The organism is Acidihalobacter prosperus (assembly GCF_000754095.2).
In the GTDB taxonomy this organism is placed as follows: domain Bacteria; phylum Pseudomonadota; class Gammaproteobacteria; order DSM-5130; family Acidihalobacteraceae; genus Acidihalobacter; species Acidihalobacter prosperus.
In genome coordinates this window covers 424,215-440,413 of sequence record NZ_JQSG02000001.1, presented here as the reverse complement: position 1 = coordinate 440,413, position 16,199 = coordinate 424,215, and the positions used below count along the sequence as shown (strand labels likewise).

The 16,199-nt window shown below is 59.6% G+C and carries 17 protein-coding genes and 1 tRNA gene; 13 read left to right on the top strand and 5 right to left on the bottom strand.

Features of this window, described 5'->3' with window-relative positions; translation table 11 throughout:
* Nucleotides 1–13: 13 nt before the first annotated feature.
* From THPRO_RS02125 to surE, 3 genes are read right to left on the bottom strand one after another with little or no spacing between them, the layout of a single operon-like run.
* Nucleotides 14–637 carry a YqaA family protein gene (locus THPRO_RS02125; protein ID WP_065089140.1) on the bottom strand — a complete coding sequence of 208 codons (624 nt, stop codon included), beginning with the start codon at nucleotides 635–637 and terminating at the stop codon, nucleotides 14–16.
* Nucleotides 594–1,268 carry a protein-L-isoaspartate(D-aspartate) O-methyltransferase gene (locus THPRO_RS02120; protein ID WP_038092033.1) on the bottom strand — a complete coding sequence of 225 codons (675 nt, stop codon included), beginning with the start codon at nucleotides 1,266–1,268 and terminating at the stop codon, nucleotides 594–596. The genes THPRO_RS02125 and THPRO_RS02120 overlap by 44 nt, the downstream gene beginning before the upstream one ends.
* A complete protein-coding gene (surE, locus tag THPRO_RS02115) occupies nucleotides 1,256–2,008 on the bottom strand; it encodes a 5'/3'-nucleotidase SurE (RefSeq protein WP_038092030.1) in 753 nt (250 codons plus the stop codon). The genes THPRO_RS02120 and surE overlap by 13 nt, the downstream gene beginning before the upstream one ends.
* A gap of 77 nt (nucleotides 2,009–2,085) precedes the next feature.
* On the opposite strand from surE, the gene THPRO_RS02110 reads away from it, so the two are divergent.
* From THPRO_RS02110 to THPRO_RS02090, 5 genes are all read left to right on the top strand, one after another.
* Nucleotides 2,086–2,631 (top strand): Smr/MutS family protein, encoded by a 546-nt coding sequence (locus THPRO_RS02110; RefSeq protein ID WP_038092027.1) that lies wholly within the window; start codon nucleotides 2,086–2,088, stop codon nucleotides 2,629–2,631.
* 164 nt (nucleotides 2,632–2,795) lie between these two features.
* Complete coding sequence (locus THPRO_RS02105) at nucleotides 2,796–4,388, top strand: cytochrome ubiquinol oxidase subunit I (RefSeq protein WP_065089139.1); 1,593 nt, start codon at nucleotides 2,796–2,798, stop codon at nucleotides 4,386–4,388.
* Nucleotides 4,389–4,405: 17 nt separating this feature from the next.
* Nucleotides 4,406–5,557 carry a cytochrome d ubiquinol oxidase subunit II gene (gene cydB / locus THPRO_RS02100; protein ID WP_065089138.1) on the top strand — a complete coding sequence of 384 codons (1,152 nt, stop codon included), beginning with the start codon at nucleotides 4,406–4,408 and terminating at the stop codon, nucleotides 5,555–5,557.
* 48 nt (nucleotides 5,558–5,605) lie between these two features.
* Entirely contained in the window at nucleotides 5,606–5,800 is a 195-nt protein-coding gene (locus tag THPRO_RS02095; protein ID WP_065089137.1) for a hypothetical protein, read from the top strand.
* 75 nt (nucleotides 5,801–5,875) lie between these two features.
* The gene (locus THPRO_RS02090) at nucleotides 5,876–6,187 is read left to right on the top strand and encodes a cyd operon YbgE family protein (protein WP_038092024.1); all 312 of its coding nucleotides are present in this window, start codon (nucleotides 5,876–5,878) and stop codon (nucleotides 6,185–6,187) included.
* A 288-nt stretch (nucleotides 6,188–6,475) separates the two neighbouring features.
* Here THPRO_RS02090 and THPRO_RS02085 read toward each other — a convergent pair whose 3' ends face one another.
* Nucleotides 6,476–7,360, bottom strand: coding sequence for a decaprenyl-phosphate phosphoribosyltransferase (locus THPRO_RS02085; RefSeq protein ID WP_065089136.1), 885 nt, complete (start codon nucleotides 7,358–7,360; stop codon nucleotides 6,476–6,478).
* Here THPRO_RS02085 and THPRO_RS02080 point away from each other — a divergent pair.
* Genes THPRO_RS02080 through THPRO_RS02070 form a run of 3 tightly spaced genes read left to right on the top strand, consistent with a single transcriptional unit; the run spans nucleotide 7,359 to nucleotide 10,985 of the window.
* The gene (locus THPRO_RS02080; RefSeq protein ID WP_161489917.1) at nucleotides 7,359–8,894 is read left to right on the top strand and encodes a glycosyltransferase family 39 protein; all 1,536 of its coding nucleotides are present in this window, start codon (nucleotides 7,359–7,361) and stop codon (nucleotides 8,892–8,894) included. The genes THPRO_RS02085 and THPRO_RS02080 overlap by 2 nt on opposite strands.
* Nucleotides 8,891–10,252, top strand: a complete 1,362-nt coding sequence (locus tag THPRO_RS02075) for an FAD-binding oxidoreductase (RefSeq protein ID WP_038092017.1) — start codon at nucleotides 8,891–8,893, stop codon at nucleotides 10,250–10,252. The genes THPRO_RS02080 and THPRO_RS02075 overlap by 4 nt, the downstream gene beginning before the upstream one ends.
* Entirely contained in the window at nucleotides 10,245–10,985 is a 741-nt protein-coding gene (locus THPRO_RS02070; protein ID WP_065089135.1) for an SDR family oxidoreductase, read from the top strand. Before THPRO_RS02075 ends, THPRO_RS02070 begins: the two co-directional genes overlap by 8 nt.
* Here the strand turns inward: THPRO_RS02070 and THPRO_RS02065 are convergent, their stop codons facing one another.
* On the bottom strand, nucleotides 10,986–12,260 hold the full coding sequence (locus THPRO_RS02065) for a methyl-accepting chemotaxis protein (protein WP_052064559.1): 1,275 nt from the start codon (nucleotides 12,258–12,260) through the stop codon (nucleotides 10,986–10,988).
* 236 nt (nucleotides 12,261–12,496) lie between these two features.
* Between THPRO_RS02065 and THPRO_RS02060 the strand changes: the two genes are divergently transcribed.
* From THPRO_RS02060 to THPRO_RS16160, 5 genes are all read left to right on the top strand, one after another.
* Nucleotides 12,497–12,572, top strand: a tRNA-Ala gene (locus THPRO_RS02060).
* Nucleotides 12,573–12,736: 164 nt separating this feature from the next.
* Nucleotides 12,737–13,933 (top strand): tyrosine-type recombinase/integrase, encoded by a 1,197-nt coding sequence (locus THPRO_RS16170; RefSeq protein WP_082954369.1) that lies wholly within the window; start codon nucleotides 12,737–12,739, stop codon nucleotides 13,931–13,933.
* A gap of 45 nt (nucleotides 13,934–13,978) precedes the next feature.
* Nucleotides 13,979–14,632 (top strand): hypothetical protein, encoded by a 654-nt coding sequence (locus THPRO_RS16560; RefSeq protein WP_145930661.1) that lies wholly within the window; start codon nucleotides 13,979–13,981, stop codon nucleotides 14,630–14,632.
* Nucleotides 14,633–14,733: 101 nt separating this feature from the next.
* A complete protein-coding gene (locus THPRO_RS16165; protein WP_082954368.1) occupies nucleotides 14,734–14,985 on the top strand; it encodes a helix-turn-helix transcriptional regulator in 252 nt (83 codons plus the stop codon).
* Nucleotides 14,986–15,133: 148 nt separating this feature from the next.
* Nucleotides 15,134–15,997, top strand: coding sequence for a replication initiation protein (locus THPRO_RS16160; RefSeq protein WP_082954367.1), 864 nt, complete (start codon nucleotides 15,134–15,136; stop codon nucleotides 15,995–15,997).
* Nucleotides 15,998–16,199: the final 202 nt, after the last annotated feature.

The following is a 16,199-nucleotide window of genomic DNA, read 5'->3' as shown; positions in this document are numbered from 1 at the left end:
CGATATCTCAAGTTTACCGGAGATTCAGCCAAAGTAGCGCGAGAATCGTCAGGACAACCAGCATCCAGCCGAGCCATTCGGCATAGCGGCGCAGCCAGGGTTCCGCGTGCGGCCCCAGCCATTTCGCGACGACTGCGACGAGATAGAAACGTGCGCCACGACCGAGCAAGGAAGCCAGCAAAAATGGCAACAGGGGCATGGTCAGCGCGCCGGCCGTAACAGTGAACGCCTTGTAGGGCAAAGGCGAAAAACCGGCGACCAGAACGATCCAGACGCCGTAGCGAGCAAACCAGGCTTCGGCTTCGGCGACGTGGGCTGCGTAACCCGCATTCTGGAGCAGCGGTGCGATCGCGTCATAAGCCAGCCAACCGATCACGTAGCCCAGCAAGCCTCCGAGCGTCGAAAACAATGTGGCGATGAAGGCTAGGCGCCAGGCGCGTGTGGGCTTTGCCACGCACATCGGGATCAACATGACGTCAGGCGGCACTGGGAAAAACGAGGATTCCGCGAAGCTTAGTCCGGCAAGGTAGCGCCATGCTGCAGGACGCCCGGACCATTCGAACACCCTGGCATAAAGACCCGCGAACACGGCCTCAGAATTCTCGTCCGGAACGCATCGGTACGAAGGAAACCGCATCCAGCGTGCGGTGGACGAACACCTTCTCTTCGCGCGTCACCATCACGAGTCGCTGGCGTTCGTCGCTGCCGACCGGTGCAAGCAGGCGGCCACCGGGCGCCAGCTGCTGCAAAAGGCTTTCGGGTACCTCATCGGGGGCTGCGGTGAGCAATATGGCGTCATATGGCCCCTGTTCCCGCCAGCCCCAGTGACCGTCATCGAGTTTGAAGCGGATATTCCGGAATCCGACGCCCTCCAACAGATGCCTGGCCCGTTGCGCCAGCGCACCGATGCGCTCCACCGTGTACACCATGGGCACGAGCTGGGCCAGCACGGCCGCCTGGTAACCGGAGCCGGTGCCGATCTCGAGCACGCTTGAGGGCGTGCCGGCCTCGAGCAAAAGCTCGGTCATGCGCGCAACCACATAGGGTTGCGACAGTGTCTGACCGAAGCCGATCGGCAACGCGGTATCCTCATAGGCCCTGGTCGCCAGCGCCTCGTCGACGAACAGGTGTCGCGGCGTCGCGGCCATGATGCGCAGCACGGCTGCATTCTGGATGCCCTGGGCGCGCAGCCGATCGACCATGCGATCACGCGTACGCTGCGATGTCATGCCGATGCCGCTCAACGCATCCGTGGTCAAATCGGACATGCGTGCAACCACTCCTGCAGATGGCCGATCACTTCGTGCCGTGTCAAGTCGATTTTGATGGGCGTCACGGAAATACAGCCCTGATTGACAGCGTGGAAATCCGTCCCCGGCCCCGCATCCTGTTCCGGACCGGCCTGCCCGACCCAATAAATGCTGCGCCCGCGCGGGTCCGTTGTCTTCACCATGCCTTCGGCGCGGTGCCGGCTGCCGAGTCGTGTGGCACGAAAACCCCTGAGCTCGGATGCCGGACGATCAGGCACGTTGACATTGAGGATGGTATCGCGCGGCAAAGGCTCGTCGTGCAGTCGTTTGACTATACCCACCAATGCAGCCGCGGCTGCTTCCAGATGGATCGGCTGGAAGCTCGTTGACGAGACGGCGATTGCCGGCAAACCGAGAAAACGCCCTTCTGTCGCGGCGGCCACGGTGCCGGAATACAGCACGTCGTCGCCTAGATTGGCGCCGTGATTGATGCCCGCGATGACCATGTCGGGTTCCTCGTCGAGCAAACCGGTCAAGGCCAGATGCACGCAGTCGGTCGGTGTGCCGTCCACTCGCACGAAACCATTGGGCATCTGCGTGGCGCGCAACGGGCGCGTCAAGGTCAGCGAATTGCTGGCGCCGCTGCGGTCGCGATCGGGCGCGACCACGGAGACGCGGCCCAGCCGGCTCAGCGCTTCCGCCATGGCGGCCAACCCTTCGGATAGATAGCCGTCGTCGTTGCTCAGCAAAAAGTGCATGTGCCCCCCGGTACGAACGCGCGCTAATATACTGCAAACAGGCGGCTTCCGCCCCCATGATCGCGGGAGAACCACGCATGTCCAGCAGCAGCCATGACGATGATAAGGCGCTTTTCCGCCAAACGGTCGGGCGGGTACGGCGCATCCGCGCCGATGTGCTGCGTCCGGACCATCGCCCCGCACCTCCGGCCCGTCCGCTGCAGCCGGCGCCGCCTGCCAGCCAGATGATCGAGGATTCGCTTCAGGATCCGCCCGACGACCCCGATCTACAACCCGGCGACATACTAAGTTACGCCCGTCCAGGCACGTCCCGGCAAACCGTCAGAAGGCTTCGGCGCGGTCAGTACCGCATTGACGCGGAACTCGACCTGCACGGCCTCGGCTTACAGGAAGCCCGGCAGGCGCTGTTGTGCTTCATACGCGAGCAGCAGCGCAGACGGATGGGCTGCGTGCGTATCATTCACGGAAAGGGTTGGCGCTCGGGCAATCAGGGGCCAGTTCTCAAGCCGGGCGTCAACCATTGGCTGCGCCAGCTGGACGAGGTGTTGGCCTTCGCTTCCGCACGCCCTGTCGATGGCGGTACCGGAGCCGTCTACGTGCTGCTGCGCGCTAATCCCAATTGAATTGACCAATGTCAACGTTTCTATATTAGCGTTTCAACATACTCTCTTCGCGGCCAGGGCTAGGCTTAACTCAACCCACAACCAGGCCACAGCCGCAGGCTCCGTCGGGCCCGGAGCGTCCGCCTGCCCGAACTATCCGCCATTCTGCTTGAGGAGAGGAGAGCATGGTTCCAAGCGATCTGGTCGTAGATCTGTCGCGCTGGCAATTCGCCGCCACCGCGCTTTACCATTTTTTGTTCGTGCCGCTCACGCTGGGACTGAGTTTCATCCTGGCCGCCATGGAAACGGTCTACGTCACCACTGGACGCAAGATCTACAAGGAAATGGCACAGTTCTGGGGCAAGCTCTTCGCCATCAACTTCGCCCTCGGGGTGGCCACCGGCCTGACCATGGAGTTCGAATTCGGTACGAACTGGTCGACCTACTCGTATTACGTGGGCGACGTATTCGGCGCGCCGCTGGCAGTGGAGGGGCTGATGGCCTTCTTCATGGAGTCGACCTTCGTCGGCATGATGCTGCTGGGCTGGCATCGCTTGAGCCGCGTGCAACATCTGACCGTGACCTGGCTGGTGGCCCTCGGCTCCAATCTTTCGGCCCTTTGGATATTGGTCGCCAACGGCTTCATGCAGGATCCGCAGGGCGCTACCTTCAACCCCTTCACCCAGCGCCTTGAACTCACCAGCTTCGTGCACCTGCTGTTCAACCCGGACGCGCAGGCCAAGTTCGTGCATACCTCGCTGGCCGGCTACGTCACCGCGGCGATCTTCGTGGTCGGCATCAGTGCCTGGTACCTCGGCAAGGGACGTCATGTCGAACTGGCGCGGCGCTCGCTGCGCATGGCGGCGCTGTTCGGTGTGTTGTCGTCGGTCGGCGTCATCACCCTCGGCGACGCCCTTGGCTTTATCGATGGCGGCCGCCAGCCAACCAAGCTGGCGGCGATGGAGGGGCTGTGGGAAACCGAGCAGGCACCGGCCAGCTTCAACGCCATCGCCTTTCCAAGCCAGGACGAGCAGCGCAATCTGTACTCGATCAAGATTCCCTATCTGCTTTCCATTCTGGTCAAGCACGATTTGAGCACGCCGATCGTCGGCATCAAACAACTCGAACAGGAGGCGGCGCAGCGCATCAAAAACGGCATTCCGGCACTGACCGCACTGGAAGCGATCCAGCAGAATCCGGACAACAAGCAAGCGCTGGCCACCTTCGACGCACACAAACAGGATCTGGGGTACGCCTTCCTGCTCAAGCGCTATGCACCGGACGTTGCCAAAGCCACGCCCGCGCAGATCGAAAAGGCCGCCAAGGACACCATTCCCGAGGTCTGGATCCTGTTCTGGTCGTTCCGTCTGATGGTGGCGGCGGGCTTTGCGATGCTCATCTTCCTGGTCTTCGCGACCTTGTATTCGCTCAAGACCGACTGCCGGCGAACCGGGTTCCTCAAGATTGCTCCCTGGTTCATTCCGGTGCCCTTCTTCGCCTGCGAAATGGGCTGGGTCACCGCCGAGGTGGGGCGCCAGCCATGGACGGTATACGAACAGCTGCCGACCTGGATTTCGGCCTCGACGCATAGCGCGAGCTACATGATATTTTCGTTGACGGGGTTTGTCCTGTTGTACACCAGCTTCATCGTGGTCGAGATGTATCTGATGACCAAGTTCGTGCGCAAGGGTCCCGACGAACCCGGTTCTCAAGCCGGCGGCAGCCTGGCCGGCCAGCCCGTGTTTGCCCATCCCCTGCTGGCACCCAACCGCGACTGAGCGCGAGAGAGGACATCATGGAAGTATTCACGACCTACGCAATACTCAAAATCGTCTGGTGGCTGCTGCTTGGCGTACTACTGATGGGGCTCGCCATCATGGTGGGCATGGACATGGGTGTCGGCACCATTCTGCGCTACGTCGGGCGCACGGACGAAGATCGCCGCATCGCGCTCAACATCATCGGCCCGCATTGGGACGGCAATCAGGTCTGGTTCATTCTCGGCGGCGGCGCGATCTTCGCCGCCTGGCCGACGATCTACGGCACGGCCTTCTCGGGGCTCTACGTGGTGATGCTGGTGCTGTTGTGGTCGATGATCATTCGTCCTTTGGGCTTCGAATACCGCAGCAAGCTGGTCTCGCCACAGTGGCGCAACGTATGGGACTGGACCCTGTTCGTCAGCGGTTTCGTGCCGATGCTCGTATACGGCGCCGCGATGGGCAACGTGTTGATGGGCTTTCCCTTCCACTTCGCACAGGAAGGCACCGCCGTCTCCGTCTACACCGGCAGCTTCATCAGCCTGTTCAATCCCTTCGCGATCCTGGCCGGGCTACTCTCGGTCGCAATGTCGGCGCTGATGGGCGCGCTGATGCTGATGAACCGGGGCGAAGGCGCTCTGTACGAGCGCGCCCGTCGCGTGGCGACGCTGGCCGGGCCGCTTGCCCTGGTGCTGTTCACGGTGGCCGGCATCTGGGTCGCCAACATGAAGGGCTTCGTGATCGACGGTACGGTCGATCCCGGCATGCAGGCCAGCCCGCTGGTGACGCAGCCCGTTTCCATTGTCCCCGGAGGGTGGCTGCACAACTACGCGACTCATCCGATTCTCTGGTTGCTGCCGCTGCTGGCCTATGCCGGCGTCGCGCTGGCCACTTTGCTGGCAAGGGCCGGGCGTTCCCATGTGGCCTGGTGGCTGGGGGCGCTCGCCTGGATCGGTATTCTCGGCACTGTGGGCGCGGCCACCTTTCCCTTCCTGATGCCGTCGGTGACGGACCCCACCCACAGCCTCATGGTCTGGAACGCCTCGTCGAGCGCCACCACACTCGGCTGGATGCTCGGCTGGACCATCGTGTTCGTACCCACCATCCTCGTGTACACCAGCTGGTGCTACTGGGTGATGCGCGGCAAGGTCACCGCAAAACACGTGACCACCGACGACCATGCCTATTGAGGCGGCTGCGGCACCCGCCGATACGACACCTACAGGGGAAACCAAATCATGCGATATCTCGTCTACACACTGCTCGCCCTGCTGCTGATATTCGTCACGGTCATCATCGGCGATTACGGACCCTGGTATTTTGCCTGGATCGTCGGTACGGTCATGATCGTGCTGATTTCGGCCGCCGGCGGCGTCCTGCTCGACACGCAGATCGAGGCCCGCCAATCCGGAGAGGGTCGCGGCGAACACTAGTACAGCACGGATGTGCGCGGCGGGCCCGGCGGAGCGGGCCCGCATCCCGACTCAACCCCATGATGCCGGTCACCCATGTCGCCTCAAACCCTTGCACGCCTGAGTAATGGCATCGCCTTGTGTGGCGGCGCCGCGGTTGCGCTGTTGGTCATGTCCTATCCGTGGACGATCGCCTTCTCGGGCGAGGGCATTCGCGAGCCACTGTTCGCGCTTGCCACACTGGCCGCCGCGGGCGGTTTCATCTATGGCCTTGGATATCGTCCCGCAAGCGCGATCTTCCGTCGCCTCATTACGCCCTGGACGATCTTTCCGTTGATCCTGTTGAGCCTCGGCTGGATCGCCTATGCGCTTCATCTCGGCCCCGCAGCCTTGTCAGCCGCAGGCTGAGCCCAAGCCGCGCAACCCGGCTAAGTCAGAACCACGAGCGCCCATGTTATGCGAAAGGGGGCATCTCATTGAATAAATAATAAAAAAAGGGGCGCCAATGGCGCCCCAGAAGCAGGAGGAGTCGACCAGGATCAAGGCATAACTTTGATCCTGGTCGTAGTAATGCAGAGACCGTGCCAAACCTGAAAACCGGCAGGATTCGAGCAATCCACCGCCTTGAGTGACACTTATTGCACCAAAGTGGCGCGCCGAAGATTCGCCGCGCGTATCTTTGGTGCCGGACGGCATTCAACTCAGCAGTGCCAGCGTGACGACGACCCACAACAGCCCAACCGCCAGCAGGTGGGGATCGCGGAACAAGTCGGTGGACGGGTCGCCGCCGCTGCCATGGCCATAGAGCCGGTACAGATAACGGAACAGCGCGTAGATTACGAGAGGCAGGCTGTAGATCAGATTGGCGGTACCCTGGATACGGATGACCTCGGGACTCATGGTGTAGAGCCCGTAGGTGATGATGCTGGCGGTCGCGGTAATGCCGAGGATCAAATCCAGCAGCGCCGGCGTGTAGTCGTCAAGCACACGGCGCTGGCCATGGTGCCGACCGGCCGACTCCTCGTCGCGGCCGGCGATCTCCATCAGCTCGGCCCGGCGCTTGGCCGCCCCGAGGAACAGGGTCAGCATGAAACCGCACAGCAACAGCCAACGCGAGGGCTCGATGCCCACACCTTCCGTGCCGACCAGCAGACGCAACATGAAGCCGGCGGCGATGATGAAAATATCGAGCACGACGACATGCTTGAGGCGGAACGAATAGGCGCCGTTCATGAGGATGTAGGCCGTCAGCAGCCAGAATGCGACCAGTGACACCTGCGCCACCAGTGCCAGTGCCAGCGCCAGACAGCCCGCACCGACGATCAGCGCCTGCAACGGCGAAACCGCACCGCTGGCCACGGGCCGCCGGCGCTTGCGCGGATGGGCGCGATCCTGCTCCCGGTCGGCCACATCGTTGATCGCGTAAATCCCGCTGGATGCCAACGAAAACGCCACTGCGGCAGAAATGACCTGATACCATAGGCCCGCCTCGCCCCAGCGGTGAGAAAACACGATGCCAGTGAACACGAACAGGTTTTTGGTCCACTGATGGGGTCGAAGCAGTCTGATGTATGCACGCATGTCCGGCGATGGAATCCATGGTCTGAATGATCCGGCAACGCCGTCGGCGCGCCGGGTGTTTTATGCCGCCTTGGCGGGGACGCTCATTCTAAGGGTTCTGTTCGCCGCGGTCCTGCCGATGACCGGCGACGAGGCCTATTTCGTGGTCTGGGGCATGCATCCCGCACTGGGCTATTACGACCATCCTCCGATGGTCGGCTGGTGGCTCACCGCCCTACTCGCACTCGGCAAAGCCGAATGGTGGCTGCGCATGCCGGCCATACTGCTCAGCCCCGTCATGGCCTGGGGCATCATGCGTATCCTGCGTCCGCGCACGGGCCCCATGGCCTACTGGACCGCGACCTTGTTCCTGATCTCCCCGGTCAGCCTCTACAACGTATTCATCACCACCGACACGCCGGTGATCCTGTTCATTTTCCTGAGCGGCTGGGCCTGCTACCGCGCCAGTCTGAACGGACACCTGCGCGACTACGCCCTGGCAGGCGTGGCCGTCGGCCTCGGCATGCTCTCGAAATACTTCGAGGGCCTGATGGCCATCGCCATTGCGGCGTACTGGCTGCTGATCGATCGCCGCGCCAAGGCTTTCATCGGTCTGCTCCTGATCGTCGCCATCAGCGCGGCGCTGTTCGCGATCAACCTCTATTGGAACTACGAGCACTGTTGGGACAACTTCCTGTTCAATCTGTCCAACCGTACCCACAAGGGATTCACACCCTCCGGGCCACCGCTGTACCTGTTGACCCTGCTCTACCTGATCACCCCGCCGCTGCTGCTGGGACTCTTTCGCGCACGGGTCGCGCTGCTTGCGCGCATCCGCGAGCCGCTGGTCGGCGGGTTTGCCGTGTTCGCGGGCGTCCCCTTGCTGCTGTTCGGGCTGCTGTCGTTCAAGAACGTGATCGGGCTGCATTGGCTGCTGGGCTTCTATCCCTTCGTCTTCGTACTCTTCGGCGCGCTCGCCGACGGGCGCTCGCATCGCCAAAGCCTGCGCTTCATGACCGTGTTCTCGCTGTTGCATGTGTTGCTCCTAGGCACCCTGCTCGCCCTGCCCGTGCATGACCTGCGCTTTACCGGCAAGAACTACCCCATGGTCGTCCTCGGCACGCAGACCGAGCGTATCTGGCAGGCCGCGGAGCCGTATGCCAAGGGACGTCATCTGGCCACGCGCGGCTATGCCTCCGCGGCCATACTGGAGTATCACACCGGCCGTCATTTCGCCGTCTTCGGCAGCGGCTCGGATCACGGCCGCGAGGACGACGTGCTGACCGATTTCATGCACTGGAACGGACGCAACGTACTCCTGATCAGCACCAACAATCTGCCAGCCTCGGTTTATGCCCCCTACTTCGCACACGTCGAAAAACGCGTCGTGGAGATCGACGGTGCGCCGATCAGCCTGATCCTCGGAGACGGCTTCCGCTACCCGGCCTACCGGCGCACGATACTGACGCAGATACGCGAACGCTATTATCACTTTCCCGGCTGGCTGCCCGTCGGGTCCTGCCCTTTTACCCAACGCTATTTCGACAGTCGATGACGAGCGCACAGAGCATCCAGACACTGACCGGCTGGGCACAATACCCTCGACGCGAGGCACCGGTGCTCCGTCCCGAGCGCTATCGCCTGCTCGAGAAGGTGGTGCTTGCCGACGACACGCCCCTGATCGCGCGCGGCTGTGGCCGCAGCTACGGCGATGCCGCCCTTGACGGCGACGGACGGGTGGTGGATATGCTCCGGCTCGATCGCATCCTCGACTTCGACCCGCGAAGCGGGCTGTTGCGCGCCGAAGCCGGGCTCACCCTGCAGGCCCTGATTGAATGCCTGTTACCACAGGGTTGGTTCCCGTCCGTGACGCCGGGCACGCGCCACGTCACCCTCGGCGGCTGCGTGGCCAGCGATGTGCACGGCAAGAATCATCATCATGAAGGCAGCTTTTCCGCGTACGTGGACGGCCTGAGCCTGATCGACGCACATGGGCAGGCCCACTGGCTGGACCGCACGAAAACGCCGGACGAATTCCACGCCACCACCGGAGGCATGGGACTCACCGGCCTGATCGGCGAAGTCGCCCTGCGCCTCAAGCGCGTGGAAACCGGCTACATCGAAACGCGTCACCATCCTGCGCGCGACCTGCAGACCTTGATGGCCCGGCTGGCCGACCCCGAGTACGACGATGACTACACCGTGGCCTGGATCGACTGCCTGCGCGGCGGCCGCGGCATTCTCATGCGCGGACACCACGCCCCCCTGGAAAGCCTACCGGCCGCATGGCGGAGGCATGCGCTCAGTCCGCCGGCAAGAGCCGTCAGATCCCTCCCCTTCGATCTGCCCCGCGGACTGCTCAACCGCCATACCGTCTCCGCCTTCAACGCGCTGTATTACCGCGCAAACCTGCGTGGCGGCACGGAAGCCCGCCTGCTCGACTACCGTCGCTTCTTCTACCCGCTGGATACGCTCGGCAACTGGCATCGTCTCTACGGCCGGAGCGGCTTCGTGCAGTACCAGTGCGTGCTGCCGGATGACACCGCAGACAACGGCCTGCGCGCATTGCTGGCGCGCCTGCAAAGCGCCGGTCTCTCGCCTTTCCTCGCCGTTCTCAAACGTATGGGCAAGGCCGGGCCGGCCCCACTGGGGTTTGCGCGCGCCGGCTACACCCTGGCCATGGACTTGCCCCTTTTTGGCGAACAAGCACTGCACCTGTGCGCCGAACTCGATGCCATCACCTTGGCACATGGCGGCCGCGTCTATCTCGCCAAGGATGCCTGTCTCGACGGCGATCGATTCCGCAGCATGTACCCGCGCTATCGCGAATGGCTGCAGGTCAAGCGTCGCCTGGATCCTGAAAACCGTTTCGTTTCCGCGCTGGCCCGGCGGTTGAGTATCCCCGATGACTGAACCCGTACTGATCATCGGCGCCACCTCCGCGATCGCCCGCGCTCTTGCGCGCGCACTCGCCGCGGCTGGCCACGACCTTTATCTCGCGGCCCGCGATGCCGACGAACTGGCCCGTCTTGCCGCCGATCTCCATGTGCGCTTTGGCGTGCGGACCGCTTTCGGCTCTCACGATATTGCCGACACGAACAGCCACGAAAATCTGCTCGCGGCAGCGGATGAAACCCTGGGCGGATTCGGTGGTGTGGTGATGGCCAGCGGTCTACTGGGCGACTGGCCACAGGCGCGCGAGGATGACGATCTGGCCGCTCGGGTCTTCGCGGTCAACTTCACCGCCCCCGCTCTATTTCTCAATCGATGCGCACGCAGGCTGGAGGCCAAGGGTGGCGGTTTCATCGTGGGCATCGGTTCGGTCGCCGGCGACCGCGGCCGCCAGAGCAACTACATCTACGGCGCGTCCAAAGGCGGTTTCGCACTCTACCTGCAAGGTCTGCGCAATCGCCTCTACCGCGCCGGCGTTCACGTGATGACCGTCAAGCCGGGTTTCGTCGACACCGCGATGACCTATGGCCTGCCCGGACTGTTTCTGGTGGCCTCGCCGGAAGCGGTGGCGTCCGACATCATGCGCGGCCTGAGGCGCCGCCGCGACGTGATCTACACGCCCTGGTTCTGGTTCGGCATCCTGTGGATCATCCGCCAGATCCCGGAGCGGCTGTTCAAGCGTTTGAGCCTCTGATCAGTCCAGCCTGAAGCGCGAGATGGCCTTGCGCACCTGACCGGCCAGATCCTCCAGCCTGGCACTCTGCTCGGCCGCATTCCCGGCGCTGGCACGGGCGACGCGGGTGCCCTCGCTGATCGAACTCAGGCTTCGATTGACCTCCTCCGCGACGGCGCTCTGCTCTTCGGCCGCCGTCGCGATCTGCGTCGACATCCGGTCGATGGTCTTGATCGCTTCAGCTATCTCGGCCAAGGAGATCGCGGCGGCTTCCACCTGCCCCTCGCTGTTGCCGGCTTCCTCCCGCACCCCTTCCATCACCGAGACCGCTTCCCTGGCTCCACCCTGCAGACGCTCGATCATGCCCTGGATCTCGGCAGTCGATGACTGCGTACGGTTCGCGAGCGAACGCACCTCGTCGGCCACCACCGCAAAACCGCGCCCCTGTTCCCCGGCTCGGGCGGCCTCGATGGCCGCATTGAGTGCAAGTAGGTTGGTCTGCTCCGTGATCAGGGTGATCACCTCAAGGATCTTGCTGATGTCCTCGGTCTGCGATTCGACCCGCTGGATCACCTCAGTGGCCTTCACCACACGCTGGCTCAGCATATCGATGCTGGTAATCGCGGTGGTTGATGCCAGCGCGCCCTGGTGCGACAGTTCCTGCGCGCTGTGCGTGGCGTCGGCGGTCTCCATGGCGCTGCGCGACACTTCCTGACTGGTGGCGGCCATCTGATTCATCGCGGCGGCCACTTGGCCCGTCTCCGCGTCCTGCCTGGACAATTCATCGTTGGTGCTTTCGGTGATGCCCTTGAGATCGATCACCGAACGGCAAACCTCGTCGCCGGCGCTGCGCATCTGGCGGATGATATCGCCTAGCGCCGACTGCACGCTGGCCGCCGCACCTGCGATGCGACCCAGCTCATCCCGGGTGCGCGACGTCACCGGCCGGGTGAAATCGCCACTGGCCATACGCTCGAGATCGCCCACCAGGACTCTCGCCGGCCGCACGATGGTCGCCTCGAGTACTGCCATGAACCACACGAAGGAAATGGCCACGGCCAGCCCCATCAGCCAAAAACTCAATTCGATGTGCCAACGCATGCTGCCGGCCACCTGCAGCAGATGCTGGACACCCGTCGTATCGATCGTCTGAACGCCGGACAGCTGCTGTCGGACCGCTTCGCTGCCCGACCAGGAAACCCACAGGCCATAGACGGAAGCCGCGAGCAGCATCGCGGTCGCCAGGCCCGTGATCAAAATCAGTTTGTTGCGGATGCTTTCCCGGATGAAATGCATGATCGCGTCGTTCTCCTCAGCCGTCGCGCAATCGCGCGCTATTGTTATGATTGATCGTGCGGTTTACGCGCCTTGCGGCCCCGTAGACCCTGCCCAGGATATCGGCGCCGCAACGGTCATTCTTGAGGCCGGACAGGCGCGCCTTCATGAGTGCCCGCCACAGTATCGGATTGCGCGCTGTCCCGCCATGGGGCTAGTCACCGCCCGAATTTGGCATTACAATGCGCGACCTTGATGGGGCGGTAGCTCAGCTGGGAGAGCGTCGCGTTCGCAATGCGAAGGTCGGGAGTTCGATCCTCCTCCGCTCCACCATCAAACAGTCTCACGCCATCTCTTGGCGTCTCAAAAGCCGCATAGTTACTAGCTATGCGGCTTTTTCTTTGTCTCACGTTGCCTCATGTAGTCCCTTGTCATCTTGGGGCAACTGGGGGCAACATTGAGGGCAACTCTCCAAGCGCCCAAGGAGTTGCCCCCAAATGCCGCTAAATGACATCAGAATCAAGCAGGCCAAACCCAAAGACAAAGCTTACAAAATCTCCGACGAGAAAGGCCTCTATCTCGAAGTTGCTCCTTCTGGCGGCAAATGGTGGCGCTTCAAATACCGCTACGATGGCAGGGAAAAACGCCTCTCTCTTGGCGTATATCCCGAGATTAGCCTAGCACTGGCTCGTGACCGCCGGGATGAGGCCAGAAAGCTAGTCGCCACTGGTGTCGATCCGAGCGCGCATCGTAAAGCCACCAGGCTTGCCAAAGTTGAGTCAAATGGAAACACATTCGAGGTAGTAGCGCGGGAATGGTTTGCGAAGTGGCAGACCACCAAATCTAAAAATCATTCGAATAAGGTCATGCGTCGCTTCGAGCGCGATGTATTCCCATGGATAGGCCGACGTGCCATAGCCGACATCAAGCCTCAGGAACTACTGACTGTATTGCGTCGGATTGAAGAGCGAGTAGTCGAGACTGCTCACAGAGCGAAACAAAACTGTGGGCAGGTCTTTCGATATGCAGTTGCAACAGGTCGAGCTGAACGTGACGTAACCTCTGACCTTAAAGGTGCACTAACCCCCTGGAAGCCCGAACACTTCGCAAGCATCACCGATCCAGAGAAGATTGGCCCCCTACTTCGGGACATGTATGCATACCGGGGCAGCTTACAAGTCAAAGCTGCGCTTCGGATGCTTCCGCATGTTTTTTTAAGACCAAGTGAACTACGCCTGGCTGAATGGAAAGAGTTTGATTTGAATGCTGCACGTTGGGATATACCTGCTAATCGGATGAAAACGCGCCAGGATCACGTCGTCCCCCTCTCCTCACAAGTCCTCGAAATTCTCTCCGAACTTAGACCGCTTACGGGTGGCGGTATCTACGTTTTCAGTGGGAGGGGACCAAGAAATCCGATATCAGACAACACCATCAACAAGGCATTACGCAGAATGGGGTATTCAACCAAGAACGATATAACTGGACACGGGTTCCGCGCCATGGCTCGAACCGTACTTGATGAGAAGCTAGGCTTTCGCGTTGACTGGATTGAGCATCAACTCGCACATGCAGTGCGTGATCCCAACGGTCGCGCATACAACAGAACGGCGCATCTTGAAGGTAGGCGGGAAATGATGCAGGCATGGTCGGACTATTTGGATAGATTAAGGGAGGAAAGGGAAAGTAGCTAGTAAGACCCAAATATGGCCCACCAGTTTAGACAAAGTGAAAAACTAATGAACTCTGAACATTCAGACCGCATAAAGTCATTAATTGACAAAATCCTAGATACTGATCTGAGCGAGGACTACGAGTGGACAGAAAATGACGCTGTGGTTCATGACCTCGCCGTATATCTAGATCATTTTTCAGAATTAGAAAATTACAGGAAATTGCAGACAGAGATCAGAAAGAGAATTTCACTTGACGGCGTCATAATTAATACAAAATCCGTTTTGTCTTCTCTTGATGACCTACTCCACCTACCCGAGCTGGGGCCGACTCTAAATGCTATTTTTTCTGAGATCCAATCTGAAGAGCCAAAGGCACGCACTATACCGGCGCAGCTTCGACATGCGTATGATTTCTATTCACTAGATGGGTCAATTGAAAACCTGGAATATCCAAAACTGCATATTCTTGAATTGCAGCGCTCGCTGGATTGCGCGATCAAGGCGCTTGAATGCATTGCTAATCGAAATTATGGTAATAAGCCGGGGGCTCGCGAAAAAGAGATGGTCCCGCTGATTTTACATTTAAAGGTTACTCTCGATCACTATTGTGGGAAATCGTCGCAAACGCATGTTGCCGGCAGTATTTATGAGCTTATATCGTTAGTAGGAATGAGGATTAATAAGAAAACTATACGCAACATCCTCTCATCCCACTAAACCCACCTTTACAGTCATGTTTGTTGGGACAGCATATTTTTGTTCTTTGACATAATGCTTTTCAACAGAACAAGAAACCAAACAAACATGACGGTTAACAGATGAAAGATAAACGACAACAACTATTAGAAGAATCAGCATTTCTTCGTGAAAAACAGTTGGTTGGTGACATACAAAAGAACTGCATTGGTTTGCTTCCATTTTCCAGAGCAACACTTTGGAGGCATGTTAAAGCTGGCACATTCCCTCAACCAGTAAAGCTGTCAGAAAAAACCACGGCGTGGCCAACCATTGAAATCAAAAAATGGATGGCAGATCCAGCAGCATACAAGGCCGGAAAGGTCCGTTACTAAATGTGCTCAGATCATCAATCTAGTAGCTATACATTATCCCATAACAACTAAACAGGAGGACCCCGGCATGCGAAATTGAGGAGATATCGGGGACTGAATACGAGAGGACACTAATGAGGTAACGCGCGGCCGGGGCAAAAAAGCCCCGATGAATATCCATACAATATTTGAAAGTCGACTTCCGCGTCGACCATATTGCTCGAATGAGTTGAGCCAAGGTTTACTGATTCGCCCAGCAATTGACGCAATGGAACACCGCTACATTCAGCCAAACGCGCCTTTATCAGTCGCCTGGCTGGTCTTTGATCTAGACTATCCCGGTGCCGCCTTCGCTTGGGAGCATGCCAATCTTCCCCCGCCGACGATGACGGTCATCAATCCGCAGAACGCTCACGCTCACCTGTTCTATGGATTGGAAACACCCGTCGTAACGAGTGAAGCCGCACGTGATGCGCCGATTCGTTACGCTGCCGCCCTGCAAGCAGCCTTCTTGGCTAAGCTGCGCGCTGATCCAGGCTACGCTGGGCTCATCGCTAAAAATCCCTATCACGATAATTGGCGGTCAATATGGGTTCATCATCTTTACGATCTAAATGAGTTGGCTGAGTGGGTGGATCTCCCCAAGCATAATGCTCAACGCGAAACGCTTGGCCTTGGGCGAAACTGTACTATGTTCGATGAACTCAGGGCTTGGGCATATCAATGGGTTAGAGAATACAAGCGGAATGAGGCCACAGTGTCAGAATGGCATCGCGCAGTTTTCGCGCAAGCAGAAAATCTGAATGTGTTCGATATTCCTCTGCCTAATAATGAGGTCAAAGCAACTGCAAAAAGTGTCGCTAAGTGGACTTGGCAGCACTTCAACGAGAGTCGTTTTTCTGCTATTCAGTCCGCCAGAGGCAAGCGTGGTGGGCGTCCTGCGACAACAACACTTAGTGGAAAGCCATGGGTTTCTATGGGGGTGAGTCGCGCAACTTATTATCGCCGCATGAAAAATGATCTAATGGTTTAATGGAACATCATCTAATGAGACAAAAACCATATCAGATAACAGCGCCCTGCCCGCCAAATGCGGCAGGCGAATTATATTCTAAGTTAATTTTTTGAATTTAATGTTTTTTGATAGACTATTGGCGGCGCTACCAGATCGATACCAGCATCGCCTTAGACCCGGTTCGCGAGATAATAGTTAGGTAGAATAATCCTATCATTTA

Coding starts and splice junctions, on each gene's coding strand:
- THPRO_RS02125 (WP_065089140.1), bottom strand. CDS start 637: ATGCGGTTTCCTTCGTACCGATGCGTTCCGGACGAGAATTCTGAGGCC.
- THPRO_RS02120 (WP_038092033.1), bottom strand. CDS start 1,268: ATGTCCGATTTGACCACGGATGCGTTGAGCGGCATCGGCATGACATCG.
- surE (WP_038092030.1), bottom strand. CDS start 2,008: ATGCACTTTTTGCTGAGCAACGACGACGGCTATCTATCCGAAGGGTTG.
- THPRO_RS02110 (WP_038092027.1), top strand. CDS start 2,086: ATGTCCAGCAGCAGCCATGACGATGATAAGGCGCTTTTCCGCCAAACG.
- THPRO_RS02105 (WP_065089139.1), top strand. CDS start 2,796: ATGGTTCCAAGCGATCTGGTCGTAGATCTGTCGCGCTGGCAATTCGCC.
- cydB (WP_065089138.1), top strand. CDS start 4,406: ATGGAAGTATTCACGACCTACGCAATACTCAAAATCGTCTGGTGGCTG.
- THPRO_RS02095 (WP_065089137.1), top strand. CDS start 5,606: ATGCGATATCTCGTCTACACACTGCTCGCCCTGCTGCTGATATTCGTC.
- THPRO_RS02090 (WP_038092024.1), top strand. CDS start 5,876: ATGTCGCCTCAAACCCTTGCACGCCTGAGTAATGGCATCGCCTTGTGT.
- THPRO_RS02080 (WP_161489917.1), top strand. CDS start 7,359: ATGTCCGGCGATGGAATCCATGGTCTGAATGATCCGGCAACGCCGTCG.
- THPRO_RS02085 (WP_065089136.1), bottom strand. CDS start 7,360: ATGCGTGCATACATCAGACTGCTTCGACCCCATCAGTGGACCAAAAAC.
- THPRO_RS02075 (WP_038092017.1), top strand. CDS start 8,891: ATGACGAGCGCACAGAGCATCCAGACACTGACCGGCTGGGCACAATAC.
- THPRO_RS02070 (WP_065089135.1), top strand. CDS start 10,245: ATGACTGAACCCGTACTGATCATCGGCGCCACCTCCGCGATCGCCCGC.
- THPRO_RS02065 (WP_052064559.1), bottom strand. CDS start 12,260: ATGCATTTCATCCGGGAAAGCATCCGCAACAAACTGATTTTGATCACG.
- THPRO_RS16170 (WP_082954369.1), top strand. CDS start 12,737: ATGCCGCTAAATGACATCAGAATCAAGCAGGCCAAACCCAAAGACAAA.
- THPRO_RS16560 (WP_145930661.1), top strand. CDS start 13,979: ATGAACTCTGAACATTCAGACCGCATAAAGTCATTAATTGACAAAATC.
- THPRO_RS16165 (WP_082954368.1), top strand. CDS start 14,734: ATGAAAGATAAACGACAACAACTATTAGAAGAATCAGCATTTCTTCGT.
- THPRO_RS16160 (WP_082954367.1), top strand. CDS start 15,134: ATGAATATCCATACAATATTTGAAAGTCGACTTCCGCGTCGACCATAT.